This window comes from Aquirufa sp. Wall-65K1 (assembly GCF_054558475.1).
In genome coordinates this window covers 141,842-160,604 of sequence record NZ_JBPXKD010000001.1, presented here as the reverse complement: position 1 = coordinate 160,604, position 18,763 = coordinate 141,842, and the positions used below count along the sequence as shown (strand labels likewise).

Sequence of the window (18,763 nt, the reverse complement as noted above, 5' to 3'; positions counted from 1 at the left end):
TGCAAATCGAATTTTAAACCTTTTCTTTATTCTGATAAACTATATCGTACCTGGAATCCACCAGCTACTGTGGATCGATAGAATGAATTAGATACCAATGGGTTATTCATCATTTTATCAAAATAAGCTGTTACTGATAACTTATTATTGATGGAATAGGTTATTTGAGGTCTAAATTGAAAATTGATAAATCCTTGAGTTACAATGGTCTCAGCATCTAATTTCCGTTGAAGTGTCCTAGTATCTCGGATGGTTAAATTCATGTTAAAACGTAAGTCGTTGGGTAATCGAACAAATGCCCCATTGATTTTAAATGGAATCAACATATTAGCACGAGTAAATCCGACCGATACCGTAAAATCTTTATTCGATAATTCTGCCACTTGAGAATTAGATAAATTTAAACCCACGTTTCTATCTTGATTATATTCCAATCGCAAGGAAACCCTACTTTTAGTAATGGCATTGAAACCTACTAAAGGTGAAAATCTTTCCGAGAATGAAATAGTACTCATCACATATACGGGAATCAAGGTATTAGTCTTAGCATCAAAACGAGATGAGAGCGGATATAAAAGACTATTCAAGGTTAAATTGACATAATCATTTTCAAATTGTCCATATTCCAAAGAAGAAATGAAATTACCCACATTATAGGTACTCGAATACATGTGCGTAATCGTAAACGAACTAAATTTCTTTTTCATCCAAGGCATTAAATTAATACCATTATAATCTACTTTCCAGTTAGGAAGTGGAATATCATAAAATGGCGAATATTTAACGCTTTGTGCAGAAACTCCAGAGTATGCGGCAAAAAAGGATGGAATTAATACATCTTGTGAGTTAATATTATAACTTCCATCAGCTGCTTTAGCTCTATTTAAGCGAGCTAAGAGAACCTCTCTATTTGACCTAAACTCATCAAAGACCAGTTGAGGATCTTTAAATGCTGTCAAAAAGGATAAAAAGGACATGGAGTAATTTCCTGATCGTAAAGGATTCTGACTGACGAATTTACCACCAACACTGGTAGGTCTGAAAAACTCTTGGTAGTTATCTCCCCTATTGTAATTTCCTTCCAACTGAATACGCAAATCTTTATTAGGCTCCAATTGGGTGATATAACTGAATTTGGTATTTCGCAATTGGGTAAATGGAACATTTTGAACCGTACTTTTAGTCAACCATCCTTCCTGAGCAGCTTTAAATCGAATACCATCATCTTGTCCACCTGTTACAAAATCTAAGCCTGGTGCAGATGTATTACCATTTAAACCGAATAAGCCAGGCTTTTGTAAGAATCCTGGTAAGGTTGTTGATTCATTAACTGAATAATTGACTTGAATACCCCGAAGTGTTAACAATAGGCGGGTAAAACTCTTTAATATTGATTTGCTTGGAATGGCAATTTCCTCTTCATCTCCTGGATTTCTTGCCACATTTTTACCAGTAGCTGCCGGAGTATTAGCCCAACGAAGCGCTCGAATACGATTATACAAAGAAACAAAATCCACTTTTCCACTTATGGCTCGTTCTCTCGTATTTTTAATAATATTTCCAAATGGCAAATTCAGGGAATCTCGAATGTTAAACGAATTTGCATAATAATTATAACCAATACGATGTGTATAATCTGCATTCATCCAATCAGTTAAGGGAAGCTTTTGCAAAGGTAAACGCCAAACAATTCCAGCTTGTTGATCAAAGTTCCTAGCCCTTCCAAAAGACTTGATATTATTCATCACAGAATCCTTCTTAGCTTGGGTGTCAATATCCCCAACAGGTTCGTCAATGATGGCATTAACCATCGTATTATAATTGAAAATAACGCTCTTAGTCAAATTCCAATTCAAAGCATACTGCCGATTAAAAAACCAGTATTTCTCAAATTGTGGAGCTACACCTATGATGTTTAAATCTTGGTTGCGTAACTGAGTCTTGATAAAGCTACGATCCATTTCTGCCCTAACAGTAAATGAACTAGGTTTCCAATTGAAATTAAAATCTTTGATTATATCCAACCAAGGTGAACTGGTATTCCATTTAGTAAATGGTTCCCAGAACGCAGAATTCGTGGTAAATGAATAAAGAATACTTCCTCTTTGACTGTATTGTTGGTATGCATGAATCATCGTGCTTGAACGAAGCATTTCTGAATAGGCATAAGAAAAGGTAAAATTAGAAAAATCCCACAGGTAGGCCCTCTTGGATAAATTACTCTTAATCTTTCGAACATTGGTAAAATTAAACCCTCGACGTTCCGTATTGTCCTCAACCAATTTAGCATAGCCCGCCCCTTTGGATTCCAATGAATTCGATAAAAAGATATCAGGATCTAACGGATCAAATTGTGGTGAAATATTTCTTTTATCGTAGGTAATAAAAAATGGAATACGGAAACCCCAATTAGCAGGTAAAAACTTTTCTAAATTAAGATTGGCTGTAATACCATATTCCACATAATTTTCCCGAGATCGGTCTGAGATTTTAGATTGGACACCCCCAAAACCATAATTCTTGAAACTACCATTCATCATCACCGTACCTAAATCAGCCAATTTTAAGCCCAATTTACCCACGGCCGCCTCTCCCGAAGTTTGATCAAAGTCAGATGCACGCAACTCATTTACCCAAATACAAAAACTCTTAGGTCCATCCGTACTAATATTTCGCATACCAATCATCATGGTCATACTGGCACTTTGATCTGGACGACCCATAATAGTTACCACATACTGTTTGCCAGATGAACTTGTCATTAGAATAGAGAATCGTTCATTCAAAGATTTACCTTGTTTATCTCTTTCTAATTTAGCCCGCTTAAGTAAGTCAAATTCAATGTCAAACTCATTTTCCATGGGCCAAATTTCCATGTCTAAACTTTGCCCTTTTTGAGTTTGTGTTAATCCTGCTGATTGCACCTCATAATAGTTGTCCGTTAAATCAGTACCTATTCGAATGAATGCAGCTACTTTTCCATTGATTTGATCTTGACTTTGCATGGAAACAAACATGCGAAGGCGTTTGTAGTTGATGAAATCAAAATTGGTATTTCTAAACACAGCTCGAGCATCGCCAGGACGCAGATTATCAACACATAAACTCATGGATTGCTCATTCAAAAGAGCATTGTTGATTGTCGTGATATCTTGGTCTCGCACAAAGCCCGGAGGAACAACATAAGGTATGGTGTTATTTCCTTTGGCTGCGGGACCATTTTCTTCAATATTCACCGAAGAAACTTTGAACTTGGCATCATAGGGCTCCGGAATATCAACCCCATTTTTCTTGTCTAAATCACCTAAAAACTTACGGTAAGAATATCCCGATAATTGCAATTGAGCAAAACGTAATACCACAGGCTCTTGGAATTGGGTCAACAACATCCGGAAAAAGCGAATCGACTTAAAACTATTCATTCCACCTACGGAGCTAGGCTTATCTTTGATAGGAATTCGGAATAAATACCAGTCTACGCCATTTTCAGTCACCTTATCTACGACATATCCTTTACCTACCTCCAGCTGACCAGGTTTTAAGTCTACTTCATATTTAAAATACGATTCAACTTCATTGACTGTATTATCGGTATTTAAATCTTCTCGGTCAGGAACCATGCTATTGGCCTCTGTGAAATTTGTATTACTCGGATTAGCCGTAGTTGGAGAATTATTCTCTAGACCCATGAAATTCTTGTAGCGCTCAATTAAACTTTCGGTTCCATTAAACTTTTCATTCAAATAGTAATCAAAATCATCTGCAGCAGGGTCTTTAATGATTTGGGTAAGGGCAGTTTGATCACTAACCTTAGTCCTAATTTGATTTAAATACTCTTTAAAATAGGTCTCTTCTGATACACTAGTCCCTTCTGAAATTTGGTTAGGTAATCCATCCAATCCAACATCTTGTGTGGACCTACCAGCTTGATTATCGAAAGCATTAATCACAAATTGCCTTTTTGGAGCTATACCCCAAGGAGTAACTTCCACATTTTGTGATGAACCAGAGGTGATTTTTTCTCCAGCAGGAATACCATTTTCAAAGTTGGAGAAGCCGTCAGGAATAAAGTCCTCCGATATATCTCCTAAATGAAAAACTAGTTTACCCCCCGTTTCATTATTTTTATTAAAAATACCATCCCTTATCTTACCTTGTTCACCAGCAACAAAAGGATTCATCAACCAAAATTCAATTTGCTCCACATTCGCATTATCAAAATCAGTATCCGAATTGATTGATCTGGTAATAGCACCAAAATTGTTCTTAGGGTCTCCAGCCAATAATCCTTTAGAGGTCAGATTAGTATTAAAATTGTACATACCTCTTTCCTGAGGAAAATAAGCTACATCCAACACGCCTAAGGGTAAATTGGTGATATTATTAGCAAAGTCCTTATTGGGAAATAATCCTTTTGGAGTAACCACTCGCTCATAAGCATAAGCATTAACCTTATTAGGGTCAATTCCCGGAACATCTAATCCAAATCCACCCTGGCCATAAATACTGGCATCTACATTGTATGCTGATATTTTAGCGCGCTTATAGTTTGAAGAAAGGTCTCTTGGATTACCAACAATGAATTCTTTCGGAGTAGAAGCAGGCTTCCAAAGGGTTGGTTGTGAAGAAAAATTATAGACGACCCTAGCCGCTTCAAAATCATCAATAAAGGCATTCCCTTGAACTCGATCGTTCACATTGGGTATTAATTTAGCTACTTCGCCTTGGAAGTCAATAACAGAAGCTTCCTTCGTAGATACAATGGGTAATGCATCTAAGGCTCTGGTTAAAGCATTGGATTTACGAAATAAACTCGCATCAAATCCAATCAAGGTATTATTAACTGGCTCATTACCTATGGCTACACGGCGGAAGAAAGCGGGTGGACTTTCACTCATATTTTGGAAAGTTGCTCCTAAATGAAAATCTGATCCTAAATTATAGTCTAATCGGGTACCCAACAAGGTTCTCACTTGATTGGAAAATAAATCAGGTTTTTCATAGCAAATTTTCAATTCTCTACCTGAGGAAAATATACTTTCATTGATAATTTTAACCCTTCCAGACATCCCCTCTACAATAAAATCCGTTCCAGAAGTAAGTAGTTGTCCACCTGCGGAAACGGTAACAGATTTAGCTTCTACCCCAAATGGCAGCATGATATCACTTCCCATTCCGGATTGAAATGAACCTTTCAGGAAAAATTTATTCTTTCCCGCTAACTGCAATGCGTCAGTTTGAGTCCTACGGTATAATTCATCAAAGACGTATTTGTTGACTAGATTGGACTCTGAAGGATTAAATTGAGCTTTTAAATTTCGACCAAATGGTTCTAATACGGGAAAGATGATACGACCATTTTTGGCATCAATGGTTAAGTCATCTACAAAGTCAAAATTACCATCCGGTTGAGGATCTCCAGCAAAGTTTAATTTATCAAGCCCCAATACTTTCACCAAAGGAATATCCTTTAATTTCTCTCCCTCAATCAAATTCGAATTATCAATTCCCGTTGCATCATCCTTATAAACTATCCTTAATTGAAAATTTTGCTTCGCTAAACCATTGGTATTCAATGAATAAATATTCTTCATCATTAAATCCCACATAGGATGATTCAAATTATTTCTGATGGTAGATGATTTAAGCATTTTTAAAACCAAAACCTCATCATCTCTCCTAGCTTGATAATCTTCTGTCAACTCCCCAACTTTGTACTTTCTACCATTCAGGGTATATTCATACGCAACCGCAATTACTTCATCATTTCTTACTGGGGAGACTAAAGATAAGTAACCAAGGGTAGGATGAAATTTAAATTCTCTTTCATTCAATCGTTTAGCCCCTTTTAACATATCAAAGTCGGTTCCTCTTTGTAAATTATAGGTCGATTCTAAACGATAAGAAGCCTGATCTGATTTTCTGATTTCTCCATCATTAACCAATTTATCAAACAGGCCATTATTTTTATTATCAACAGGCTGGTTGGGAATAATAGGGCTTAACACGGGATTATTGGCACTATAAGGTGCTGATTCTCCCAAATCGGCTAAAGAAATAAGGTTACGAAGTGTTTCCGTACTTTGAGTTCTATTGGTCACATACACCTCGACCCTAGTAATGGTAATTCCACTAGAAAGCATAGGAACATTTTTCAGCGCTTGTTCATATTGATTTCTAAAATAGCTTGACAAGAAAAAATGGCGGTTTTCATCATATTGGTCCGCCCTAATTTCAAATGATTTACCCTGTGCTCCTCCTTTTAAAGTTATGCAATCTTGCTTAGAACGCTGTTGGGCTGCTACCACAGTCACATCTAAATTTCCAAACCTCATCAAGGTCTTTAAACCAAATAAATTCTGAACACCAGGAATAAGTTGAGAATTTAATGTCCAGGAGGTGTTTCCCAATTCAATGTTCTGTAAGATGTCCTCCTCTTGTGTTTTCCAGTTTAGCTTAAGCTGATTTTGGAAATTAAAACTAGCTTTTGTATCAAAATTGGTATTCAAATTCAATTTTTCACCAATCTTACCTTGGAAGTTAATTTGGGCCTGCTCGTTAAAAAACAAATTTCCTACGTAACGCAACTGAACTGGGATAGCAGGATTATCAACAAATTGACCCATATAGCCGATATCGAGCAATAAACTACCATTGGGTTTAAAATAAACTTCATTACCACCAAATATTCGATCAATAGCAGGAGGCAATTCTATTTTTGGAAAAAGCCCCCTTGATTGCAGAGAACTACTCCCATCTAAACTTTTAGAATAGGCATTCCAAAAACTACGATTCACCTGGCGATCCTGTTCACGGGCATATTCCTGAAAAGAAAAGGGTCTATCAGGTTGTACGGCAATATTCCCTAATTGTTGAGATTGGACTAATTGGTTCTGATCTTGAAAAGTTAAAGCACTTTTAGCCCCTCTAATGGAATAAATAGAAAATGGAGACTTGGAACTTGGCTGCAGTATGCTGAATGGTGAGGGAGATTTAAGCGAATATCTAGGCCTTTTTCCACTTTTTTCTAAAGTCGTATCTTGCTTCAAGAACGTATTCTTATAAGTAGGCGCTCCATCCACTACCTCAATCAGTAGCAAAAAAGCCAGGCTTGTAATCAGAACACGGGATGCAAAATTTATATGCACAATGATACGGGAATCAATTTTAAACCATTTTAACGAAGAGCCAACTTAATTAATTGCTCAATCGAAGCGTCTGGATTGCTTTTAATCAAGCTATCCAAAGTTTTTTCAGCTACACCTCTAGCAATTCCTAAGGTTACAAGCGCAGCTAATGCTTCTTGTTTCACACCATAGGATTGATCATGAGAAGCCAGACCTGCCTCAACAAACAAGGCATCTTTCTTACATTTATCCTTTAATTCTAAAATAACACGTTGGGCTGTTTTTGAACCAATACCTTTTATGGACTGAATTAACCCAATATTTTCATTCATGATTGCCGCTCTAATTTCTCCTGAGGAAAAAGATGAAAGCATGACCAAGGCAGTACTTAAGCCTATACCAGAAACACTGATTAAATCTAAAAACAGTAATTTCTCATCCATACTATGAAAACCCACTAAAGTATGTGAATCTTCTTTAATTTGAAGATGAGTAAACAGCTTAATGGATTCATGCCCATTTGCCAAACTATCATAAGTTTGTAATGAAATCTTAACTTCATAACCGACACCATTCACATCAATGATGACGTGGGTGCGATCTTTATGAGCTAATTTACCTTGCAAATACGCGATCATCTTTAAGAAATTCTTAACCGCATTCCTGGTCGTAATACCAAAGAACGCAAGCGATTTAATTTTTTAATTTTGGCAACAGTTAATCCGTCATGCTTTTCAGCTATATCAGACAAAGTATCTCCTGAACGAACTAAATAATATTTAACCTTTTTCTTCTTAGAAACTAGCTGTTTGGAGGTCAATTTTACTACTGAAGAATCGGAAACTTTGGCAATCGATTTGGTTGAAAACCATTGCTTTTCCAAAACAAACAAATTTTGGCCTTTTTTCAAGCGATTTCTTCGTAAACGGTTGATTCTCTTGAGTTCAAATACAGAAATTTCAAATTTACGAGCTACCTCATAAATAGTTTCTCCTTTTTTTACCTTGTAGCGGACTTTAACCAGACGCATTTGCATGGTAGCCGTGGTATCTGTTGCCAAAATTGGCTGAAAAGAAATAGATGCTAATCCAGCAGAATCTAAGATTACCTTACGATTAAGTTGAAAATATTCCGTTCTATTTTTGGGAATCTTTAACACAAACGATTTAGAATCTTTCGGCAAATAATGTGTTAAAACATGAGGATTCAACTTTTTCAAAGTATCCATAGAAATCTTTGCTAAAGAAGCAAAGACGCTAAGATTCAAATAGCCATTTATTTGTAAGGTATCAGAAGGCACATGGCTTGCCCAGGTTTCTGGATGAATAGCATGATCCCAATGATAATTCATCATATAGGCCATAGCTATAAACTGAGGTACATAGGCCCTAGTTTGTTTAGGTAAGCAGGGATAAATTCCCCAAAAATCATCAGAACCTTTACAATTCCTGATAGCTCTTTTAACATTGCCTGGTCCCGTATTGTAGGCAGCTAAGGCTAAATGCCAATCGCCAAAAATACGGTACAATTGCCTTAAATATTTACTGGCTGCCTCAGTTGCCCGCTCTGGATCAAATCGCTCATCTATATATGAATCTACTCGTAAACCAAAATCACCACGAGCAGTATAAGGCATAAATTGCCATAATCCGCCTGCTCCTTTGTTGGATAATGCCTTCGGATCTAAACCAGATTCTATAAGTGATAAATACTTTAATTCGTCAGGAAGATTGTATTGCTTGAGGTATTTCTCGTAAATAGGAAAATACAAATCACGCTTCTCCAACATTCTTTGAGTAAAGTCTGATTTTCGAAAAGCAAAATATTCAACAAACTGATGAACATAAAAATTATAAGGCAAAGGAATTTGATTCTTCATTTGCTTCAATCTTCCCTCAATCAAGGCTGGATCAATCATCCAGGCCGTCGGGGAACCTTGCTCATATTGAGCTAAAGAATCTATGACACGCTCATCTAAAATAGGTTTGAAGGAATTCCATACCTGAGCCTTTCCTACTGAAGCAGTAATAAAGAATAAAACAAAAACAATATGTAAGCTCTTCTTTTTCAATGCATTAAACTAATTCCAAAGCTAAATCAAGCATGGACTCTTCTTGAAAGACATCTGCCATAATTTGAAAACCCATAGGTAAGGACTGTCCATCCTCTCCCATCGGAATAGAAATCGCTGGTAAACCAGTTACATTCGCCTGAACAGTAAATAAATCCCCTAAATACATCTGTAAGGGATCTAAGGTCTTCTCCCCCAAACGGTAAGCAGTGGAAGATGTTGTAGGAGAAACTATAAAATCATATTCTTGAAACAAACCTTGGGTATACTCTTTGATCAGACGACGAACTTTCTGGGCTTTGGTATAATATGCATCATAATAATCCGCACTTAATACAAAAGTTCCTAACATAATTCTTCGTTGCACTTCTTCTCCAAATGCCTCATCCCGAGTCTTTTTATACATATCCAAGAGATCTTTGGTAGCTATTTGGGTTCTATGACCAAACTTTACTCCATCAAAACGGGAGAGATTTGAACTTGCTTCCGCCGTCGTTAAAATATAATAGGTAGGTAATAAAGCTTCCACATAAGGAAAATCTACCCCAACTACTTCAAAACCTTTGGAATTCAAAAGCTCTAAACGATCAAAAAATGCTTGCTTGATATCTGGTTGCAAACTGGGATGTTCAGCCATCTCCTTCATGTAAGCAATTTTCTTTCCACTACTAGGCTTCTTTTCCCCGAATTCATTCACTGACACCACCGTACTATCTTGTCCATCAGAACCCGATATATAAGGTAAGACTAATGCCAAATCTTCAACATGGCGGGCCATAGGACCTATTGAATCAAAAGAAGAGGCATAGGCAATTAAACCCCAACGAGAAACTCGACCGTAGGTTGGTTTTAAACCTGAAACTCCACAAAATGCTGCTGGCATCCGTATGGAACCACCCGTATCCGTTCCCAAAGAAACATGACACATATTAGCCTGAACTGCCACAGCAGAACCGCCAGAACTTCCTCCTGCCACATGCTGTGTATTTTTAAAGTTCAAAACAGGCCCGTATGCAGAATTTTCATTGGTAGATCCCATGCCAAATTCATCGCAATTTTGACGACCTATAACAATGGCATCTTGATCCAATAACCTTTGAACGGCGGTGGCTGAAAATGTAGATTTAAATGAATCAAGGATTTTACTTCCTGCATAGGAGTGATGATCCTCATAACAGAGAAGATCCTTTATACCAATGACCAATCCAGCTAATTCTCCTGCTTGACCTACTTGTATTTTTTTATCTATCTCAATAGCTTTTTCTATTGCTTCATCCGCATAAATTTCCAAAAAAGCATTTAATCTCTCATTATGAGCCTCAATTTGAGCCAAATAATACTTCACTATGTCCACACAGGTCAATTGACCTTGGTCCAACAAATTTCTTAAATCACGGTATTTTAACTGGGATATATTCATCCAAATGGGGTATTCAATAAAACACAAAAGCATAGTTGGACAAGTCCAACTATGCAGATAAATAAGTCTAACAAAGAATTACTTCTTAGTCTCGTCTAGTTCTTTATTGATTTGATCTTTCACTTCATTCTTTGCATCCTGAAATTCACGGATACCTTTACCTAGTCCACGCATCAACTCAGGCAACTTCTTTCCACCAAAGAACAATAGTATGGCTAAACCGATTAATAAAAGTTCTCCACCACCTAAACCGTTCAAAAACAACAATATACTTGCTATGCTCATCATTTTCTGTATTTAAAAATTTTGTAAATATATTCAATACTAATTAAAATTCCTTCATTAAAGGCCAAAGATTACATTTGTTTTTCAAATTCATCTAGTTCTTGTTTGATTGATTTACCTACCCATAATACCAAAGCCAAATCATCTGTAAAACCAACGATCGGCAATAAGTCAGGTATAAAATCAAATGGTGAAATAAAGTAAATCAAAACTGCTGCAATTTTTGCTAGAGTTATCGCTGGTAGCTTGCGATAAGTTCCTTGTACATACGCCTTAATCAATTGACTAAATAATACAATGTAATGATTTAATAAACGCACCACAGATAAGTTACTCTGTGCCGCTGTTTCATTTACCTTCTGTAAAGCCCTTTTGACTAAATTCAATAAACCATATTTATTGTTGGCCATTAAGTCCTCCCCTTTATCCAAAGCTTCTTTGAAAAATTGAGAACTTAATATCCGATCAATAAAGGTGATTTTTCTAGTCATAAACATGGATTTATCCATAAATATACAAATTGAATACCAAAATCTAGCAGGTATTGTCCTTATTTATATAATCCCACTAGTTTTACAAATATTTAATGGTTTTGTCGTAATTTAGGGGAGTTTTTTGCTCATAAGAATCATTAAAATCACACAACAATGAAAATTACCGTAGTTGGAGCTGGTGCTGTAGGTGCTACATGTGCTGACAACATCGCTAGAAAAGAATTAGCAGATGAATTAGTTTTATTGGACATCAAAGAAGGTATTGCGGAAGGCAAAACTTTGGATATGTTCCAAACCGCCTCTCTTTTGGGTTTTGATACCAAATTAGTAGGTTCTACCAATGATTATTCAAAAACAGCTAATTCAGATGTAGTTGTCATTACTTCTGGTTTACCGAGAAAACCGGGTATGACTCGTGAAGAATTAATCGGAGTGAATGCAGGTATTGTGAAAAGTGTTGTAGAAAACATTTTAAAATTCTCTAAAAACCCGATCATTGTTATCATTTCTAACCCAATGGATACCATGACTTATTTAGCTAAGTCGGTGGCAGGTTTAGATAAGCACCGTATCATCGGTATGGGTGGTACTTTAGATTCAGCACGTTTCAAGTGCTATTTAGCAAAAGCCATGGATGTTTCAATCAATGATATCCACGGAACTGTAATTGGTGGTCATGGAGATACAACCATGATTCCATTAAAGCGTTTAGCTACTTACAATGGCGTTCCTGTAAGTCAATTCTTATCATCAGAAACCTTAGATAAAGTGGCAGCAGATACCATGGTAGGTGGCGCTACATTAACCGGTTTATTAGGAACCTCTGCTTGGTATGCTCCTGGTGCTGCTGGTGCCGCATTAGTTGAAGCCATTGTTCGCGATGAGAAAAAAATCATGGCTTGCTGTGTTTCTCTGGATGGAGAATATGGCCAGTCTGATATCTGTTTAGGTGTACCTGTTGTATTGGGTAAAAACGGATGGGAGAAAATCGTAGACTATCAATTAACAGAAGATGAGCAGGCTGCTTTCAATAAATCAGCTGATGCCGTTCGTAACATGAACTCGGTTTTAAGTACATTGAGTTTATAATTCTTCGGATTAATATCATAAAGAAAGGCCATCAAATGATGGCCTTTTTCTATTTAGAGCGGATAGCAATAACGGGATCCATCTTGGCTGCTACCCAGGCAGGAATGATACCGGATAGAATTCCAATAAAACTTGAAATCATTAATCCGCTAAGTACATTTTTAAAACTCAGACTTAATGGTAAGGCATCTTGTGGAATCAAGGTGATTAATACGACTAATCCTATCCCAACAATACCCCCAATTAAGCTTAAAAATACTGCTTCAAACAAAAATTGAAACATGATGAAATAATTTTTAGCTCCTAATGATTTTTGAATTCCAATAATATTGGTTCTTTCTTTCACAGATACGAACATAATATTTGCAATACCAAAGCCCCCAACTAATAAAGAAAAGCCTGCAATTAAAGCACCCGCAATATTCAGCACTGAAAATATACCATCAAAAAATTGATTCAAGCCATCCATACGATTGATGGAAAAAGAATCTTCTTGTTTGGGCTTAATTGAACGTAAACTTCGCATCATTCCAGAAATATCACCTTCCAACGTTTGTTGGTTTACATCGTCCTCAAATGCCTTCACCGAAATATCTGGCTGAGGTCTATCTTTTTGAAAAATAGAAGCATAGGTAATGTAAGGGATAATTACTTTTTCATCGGGTGTGCCACCAAAGCCTAGCATATCATTTCCTTTCTTTTCAATTACCCCGATAACGGCAAACTTGATTCCATTTACTTTAATCACCTTACCGATTATCGATTCGCCATTAGAAAGATTTTCCGCTACTTTAGAGCCTATAATGGCTACGTTTAAACCATTGTCTGATTCAATGGGTAAAAAATACCTTCCTTCGTTAATAGGACAACTTGTCACTTGGTTATAATCATAACTAGCCCCAGTAATATTTACATCCATACTGCTACTACCCCGATTAACAGAAGCTGTTCTACCGCCATCAATGATGGCTACTGCTTGAGCAGAAGTTAAATTTTCTTTTAAATATTTAAACTCCGAATATTTCATATCCGGACGATTCAAGTATTTCCACCATGGGTAATTATTTTGCATCAACCAAGGCCATTTCCCTACATACAAAACCCCTGAACCAGCAAAAGAATCAATCTCCGAACGAATCTTACCATTCAATGAATCCACTGCAGTAAATACAGCTACAATGGCAAAAATACCTACACTAACCCCTAGCAAGGACAAGGTAGTACGCATTAAATTTGATCGAAGTGCCTGATAGGCGAAAACTAAACTTTCAAATACTTGTCTTAGAAATTTCATAGCTATGAATTTGCGCAATAAGCCTAAAGTTACTAAGCTATTTCTATTTCTAAACTCCTAATTATATGAATAGATGGTATAAACTTTGAATGGCAATATGTAGGTAAGACTGGATTTTTGTAATTTTAGCTTCTTAATATATACCCATGGCTTGGAGTCAAAGAGAATATCACCAATTATCTGCTCATTTTGAGGGAAAACTTTTTTTTGATGCATCTCAATCGTCTCAAATAGCTAGGAAAATATACGCCACAGATGCATCGGTTTATCAAGTTCAACCACAAGCCGTAGCCATTCCTGCATCTCAAAAAGATATTAAGCGCTTAATTCAATTCGCTAAAAACAATAAACTCGGAATTATTCCTCGTGGTGCTGGAACTTCATTGGCTGGCCAAGTAGTTGGCGATGGAATTGTTATGGAAGTATCCTCTGCCATGAGTAAAATCATCTCTTTAAATAAAAAAGAAAAGATGGTTTGGGTGGAACCGGGAATTGTGCGTGATGATTTAAATACATCCATAAAAAAAACAGGGCTATTTTTTGGACCTGAAACCTCTACTGCTAACAGAGCTCTCATTGGTGGCATGGTTGGTAATAACTCCTGTGGACTACATTCAATCGTTTGGGGCAATGTTCGTGATCATTTATTGGAAACGAAATCTATATTAGCTGATGGAACTGATATTTATACACACCCATTGACCAATGAAGAGTTTTACAAAAAAACTAGCCTTCAGAATTTAGAGGGTAAAATATACCGAGAATTACATCGAATTTTGAATAATCCTGCTATCCAGGAGTTAATTCGAAATAAATTTCCTAAACCAAGTATCAAACGAAGAAATACGGGTTATGCCCTGGATGCATTAGTGGAAATGCAACCATTTAATCCTCAAGGTAAACCTTTTAATCTTTCTGCTCTACTTGCAGGTTCTGAAGGCACCCTAGCGGTGGTTCATGCTCTCAGATTGCAGTTATTGGATATCCCCTCCGCCGATGTCTGTTTAGTTTGTGTCCACTGCGATTCCATTCAAGAATCTTTGCAAGCCAATTTAGTAGCCCTAACCAATCATCCTACTGCATCTGAATTGGTCGATGATTTTATCCTTTCCTTTACCGAGGGGCATCCTCAGTTTCAAAAAGATCGGGATTTTATACAAGGCAAACCTGCAGCCATTTTAATGGTTGAATTTCGAGGAGATGAAGCTTCCAATAGTGAAAATAAGGCCAATCGTTTCATTGAACAATTAAATGCCCAAAGTTTAGGGTATGCAGCTCCCATTTTAAGTGGTGAGGAAATTGCCAAAGGATGGGATATCAGAAAAGCTGGGCTAGGTTTAATTCGGAACATTATAGGTAAAAAACAAGCTGTTAATCTGATTGAAGATTGTGCCGTAGATCCAGAAGATTTACCCAATTATGTGGCTGACATACAGGCTTTACTACAAAAACATGGAGTACAAGCTGCTTTTTATGCGCATGCAGGCGCAGGGGAATTGCACATTGAACCATTTCTAGATTTAAAATCAGAGGAAGGGAAAAAACTGTTTCGCCAATTATTGGCTGAGACGGTTCAAATTCTCAAGAAATACCAAGGTTCCTTAAGTGGTGAGCATGGTGATGGAAGACTAAGAGGAGAATTTATTCCAGAACTTATGGGCGCGGAGATTTATGATTTATTCAAAGAGATAAAACATATTTTTGATCCTCATAATACTTTAAACCCCGGGAAAATTGTACATACGCCTCCCATGGATGAAGCATTTAGAATTCAAGAAAAAAACCCTCAAAAACAAGCATATTTCTTTAATTACGGTGAATTAAAAGACCCATTGACTTTAGCTGAAAAATGCTCTGGTTCAGGAGATTGTAAAAAAACAGCCTTAACAGGTGGAACCATGTGCCCCAGCTACATGGCTACACAACAGGAAAAAGATAGTACTCGGGCTAGGGCTAATATGTTACGTCAAATTTTAAAATCCGATATTGAAAAGCCCTTCTCCGAACCACAATTAAAGGAAATATTAGATCTATGTCTATCCTGTAAAGGATGTCAAACGGAGTGTCCGTCAGGGGTAGATATCAGTAAATTAAAAGCTGAGACACTCCAACAAAGTTATCTGGATCAAGGTACGCCTTGGAGAATCCAATTGGTTGGCCATTTTCCAATCATTCAAAATTGGGTTAGAAAAATTGCACCCCTATATAATTTCGCCATTGAATTTCCCCTGACAAGCGTCATCATCAAAAGTATGATGGGCTTTTCGTGGGAAAGAAGCCTACCCAAAGTATCATTTACCAGCTTAGAAGAGTGGTTCAATCAATATAAAAAACGAGTAAAGCAAAGTGATTTACCCCTGGGAATGATTTATTTCTTTGCCGATGAATTTACCAATTATAATGATGTTGCTATCGGACAAAAAGCCATCCTCTTGTTGAATGAACTTGGCTATGGAGTTGAAATCCCCAAATCAATCGTTAGCGGTAGAAGTTATTTATCGAAAGGAATGCTCATTGAAGCTAAAAAATTAGCCAATCAAAATGTCATTTCTCTAAGGGAAAAAATCAGCCATGAAACACCATTTGTTGGCCTTGAACCCAGTGCCATACTTAGCTTTCGTGATGAAATACCTGATTTAGTAGATCCTGAACTTAGGAAAGATGCCCATTTATTAAAGGAAAATTGTTTTTTAATTGATGAATTTTTAGCCAGAGAAATGAAGGCCAATCGAATTAAAAAATCTTCTTTTATATCAAAAAACAAAAAAATTGCATTGCATGGTCATTGCCATCAAAAATCCATTGCCAGCCTAAGTTCTACTCGTCAAGTTTTATCTTTCCCTGAAGGTCACGAGGTTGAATTAATACCTTCTGGATGTTGTGGAATGGCTGGTTCTTTTGGTTATGAGAAAAAGCATTTTAAGCTTTCTAAGCAAATTGCCAATTTGGTCTTATTTCCTAGCATTTTATCTAAATCACATGCAACGATTATAGCTAGTAATGGTACTTCATGCCGCCATCAAATTAAAGATGGTATTGAGAAAAAGGCCTATCACACCGTAGAAATTCTATACCAATCCCTTGCTAATCCTCAGATAAAACTATGATTCAATATAACTTATCCGTTTTTGTCGAAAATTCGATAGAAGAAAAAGCCATCATCGCTCTGAAAAAAATCATTGTTCCTGAGATAGAAAAACAATCTTTTATTTCTCAGGTATACTTATTTGAAATTAGTTCGCACCAAGAACCAGATTCAAAAGGATTTAGTCTTCAATGTTGGATTGAACCAGAATTTGAAAAGCAAACCGCGATTATTGAAGGAATAGTTTCAGGTTTTTTATTGGAGGAATTTCCAAATCAACACGTGTATTTCCCAAGTCAACTTAAGAAATTATAACCACTGAATAGGCTCTACATGATGTGCCACTAGGTAATCATTCGTCTTAGAAAATGGCCTTTTTCCAAACCATCCTCCCCGATTAGCCGATAATGGCGAAGGATGAGATGACCGCAAAAGCAAATGCTTTTTCTCATCCACATGTTTAGCTAATTGCTGAGCATAATTTCCCCAAAGCAAAAAGACAACATGTTCTTTTTCTTGACTGATTTTTTCGATTGCCAAAGACGTTAAACGCTGCCAACCTAAATCAATATGTGAACCCGGTTGAGATTCGGAGACAGATAGAACGGAATTTAGCATGAGTACACCTTGTTTAGCCCAAGAACTTAAATCACCATCCTCATGGCTAAAAATAACATCTAAGTCGAGATCTAACTCTTTTTTTATATTCCGTAAGGAAGGTGGAAGCGGAATACCATGGGGAACAGAAAAGCATAAACCATGCGCTTGACCTTTACCATGATAAGGATCTTGACCGATTATGACAACCTTGGTATCTGCTAATGAACAGAGGTTAAAGGCATTGAAAATCAAATCTATGGGCGGATAAACCACCTCGGTTAGCATTTTTTCATTAAGCTTTGTTTGTATGGACTCAAAGTATGATTCCCCCAATTCGGATATGAAAATATTTTTCCAATCATTCACTAGTAAATCAGGCAAATTTCGAACTATTTTACTCTCCAATTGTTCCATACTTATGACAGAATCTATCACCAATGGTTTTTACATTTCGGTTGAAACCCAACACATGTCTGAATATGAAATCCAAAAACCATACCAGCATTTTTTCTCTTACCAAATTACAATCAAAAATCTCAGTAAGCAACCTGCTCAATTGGTCAGTCGATTTTGGAAAATCCAAGATGGTTCAGGTAAAACGGAACATGTTAATGGATTAGGTGTAGTAGGGCAGCAACCTATTATTGAACCTAATCAATCCTTTACGTATACCTCTGGATGCCCCATTATTGGAAATTTAGGTAAAATGAGCGGACATTATACTTTCTTAAACTTAGAAACTCAATCTACCTTTACCGTTAAAATACCACCATTTGAATTGGCTCCAGCTTATATTTTAAATTAATGCGCTTATTTTCTAAATTTTTTTTCCAATTACAAGCACAAACTAGTCACGGTTTACACTCCCCTTCTGTCTATAAATTATATACAGAGGTAATAGATCCTATTTTACATCGTAAAATACCAAGCAATTTAAAAAGAGAGGAACTAATTCAAGGAATTAGTCAATTTTATGCCCAGCAAATAGATTTAACTGAGGTAATTACATTGGTCATTCCTCATTTAAGTCCTGAAATTTATGAGCAAATAGATCAAGAATTATTCCCCAAAGCCCAGGAAAATTCCATTTTATTTATTTTAAATCCTTATGAATCAACGCTCAGCCAGGATATTTGGGATACAATAATTGAAGACCCTCGAGTCATTCATAGCATTGATTTATTTGATTTAGGAATATTACGATTTAACAAACTTGCTAGTAAACAGCATTTCATGTTAAAAAAATCATAGCATAAAAAAAGGCGACAAATAGTCGCCTTTTTCAATTCATCTCAAGG

At 36.5% G+C, this 18,763-nt stretch carries 13 protein-coding genes; 5 read left to right on the top strand and 8 right to left on the bottom strand.

Features of this window, described 5'->3' with window-relative positions:
* Positions 1-26 precede the first annotated feature (26 nt).
* The 6 genes from sov to ACST15_RS00690 form a co-directional block, all read right to left on the bottom strand.
* Positions 27-7,100 (bottom strand): T9SS outer membrane translocon Sov/SprA, encoded by a 7,074-nt coding sequence (gene sov, locus ACST15_RS00715; RefSeq protein WP_459452743.1) that lies wholly within the window; start codon positions 7,098-7,100, stop codon positions 27-29.
* Positions 7,101-7,177: 77 nt separating this feature from the next.
* Positions 7,178-7,765, bottom strand: coding sequence for a Holliday junction branch migration protein RuvA (gene ruvA, locus ACST15_RS00710; protein ID WP_459452742.1), 588 nt, complete (start codon positions 7,763-7,765; stop codon positions 7,178-7,180).
* 2 nt (positions 7,766-7,767) lie between these two features.
* Complete coding sequence (locus tag ACST15_RS00705; RefSeq protein ID WP_459452741.1) at positions 7,768-9,198, bottom strand: lytic transglycosylase domain-containing protein; 1,431 nt, start codon at positions 9,196-9,198, stop codon at positions 7,768-7,770.
* A 4-nt stretch (positions 9,199-9,202) separates the two neighbouring features.
* Positions 9,203-10,618 (bottom strand): Asp-tRNA(Asn)/Glu-tRNA(Gln) amidotransferase subunit GatA, encoded by a 1,416-nt coding sequence (gatA, locus tag ACST15_RS00700; RefSeq protein ID WP_459452740.1) that lies wholly within the window; start codon positions 10,616-10,618, stop codon positions 9,203-9,205.
* A gap of 78 nt (positions 10,619-10,696) precedes the next feature.
* Positions 10,697-10,903 carry a twin-arginine translocase TatA/TatE family subunit gene (gene tatA, locus ACST15_RS00695; RefSeq protein WP_109322843.1) on the bottom strand — a complete coding sequence of 69 codons (207 nt, stop codon included), beginning with the start codon at positions 10,901-10,903 and terminating at the stop codon, positions 10,697-10,699.
* Between the two features lie 71 nt (positions 10,904-10,974).
* Positions 10,975-11,394, bottom strand: coding sequence for a YkvA family protein (locus ACST15_RS00690; protein ID WP_459452739.1), 420 nt, complete (start codon positions 11,392-11,394; stop codon positions 10,975-10,977).
* Between the two features lie 156 nt (positions 11,395-11,550).
* Between ACST15_RS00690 and mdh the strand changes: the two genes are divergently transcribed.
* Complete coding sequence (mdh, locus tag ACST15_RS00685) at positions 11,551-12,486, top strand: malate dehydrogenase (RefSeq protein WP_459452738.1); 936 nt, start codon at positions 11,551-11,553, stop codon at positions 12,484-12,486.
* A 49-nt stretch (positions 12,487-12,535) separates the two neighbouring features.
* Here mdh and ACST15_RS00680 read toward each other — a convergent pair whose 3' ends face one another.
* A complete protein-coding gene (locus ACST15_RS00680) occupies positions 12,536-13,780 on the bottom strand; it encodes an ABC transporter permease (RefSeq protein WP_459452737.1) in 1,245 nt (414 codons plus the stop codon).
* A gap of 146 nt (positions 13,781-13,926) precedes the next feature.
* On the opposite strand from ACST15_RS00680, the gene ACST15_RS00675 reads away from it, so the two are divergent.
* Together ACST15_RS00675 and ACST15_RS00670 are read left to right on the top strand one after the other, a co-directional pair.
* Positions 13,927-16,887 carry an FAD-binding and (Fe-S)-binding domain-containing protein gene (locus ACST15_RS00675; protein ID WP_459452736.1) on the top strand — a complete coding sequence of 987 codons (2,961 nt, stop codon included), beginning with the start codon at positions 13,927-13,929 and terminating at the stop codon, positions 16,885-16,887.
* Positions 16,884-17,180, top strand: a complete 297-nt coding sequence (locus ACST15_RS00670) for a DUF4286 family protein (protein ID WP_459452735.1) — start codon at positions 16,884-16,886, stop codon at positions 17,178-17,180. The genes ACST15_RS00675 and ACST15_RS00670 overlap by 4 nt, the downstream gene beginning before the upstream one ends.
* Here the strand turns inward: ACST15_RS00670 and ACST15_RS00665 are convergent.
* A complete protein-coding gene (locus tag ACST15_RS00665; RefSeq protein ID WP_459452734.1) occupies positions 17,175-17,879 on the bottom strand; it encodes a uracil-DNA glycosylase in 705 nt (234 codons plus the stop codon). The genes ACST15_RS00670 and ACST15_RS00665 overlap by 6 nt on opposite strands.
* Before the next feature lie 4 nt (positions 17,880-17,883).
* Here ACST15_RS00665 and apaG point away from each other — a divergent pair, with 4 nt between their 5' ends.
* A complete protein-coding gene (apaG, locus tag ACST15_RS00660) occupies positions 17,884-18,270 on the top strand; it encodes a Co2+/Mg2+ efflux protein ApaG (protein ID WP_459452733.1) in 387 nt (128 codons plus the stop codon).
* Complete coding sequence (locus ACST15_RS00655; RefSeq protein WP_459452732.1) at positions 18,270-18,716, top strand: hypothetical protein; 447 nt, start codon at positions 18,270-18,272, stop codon at positions 18,714-18,716. Before apaG ends, ACST15_RS00655 begins: the two co-directional genes overlap by 1 nt.
* Positions 18,717-18,763 lie beyond the last annotated feature (47 nt).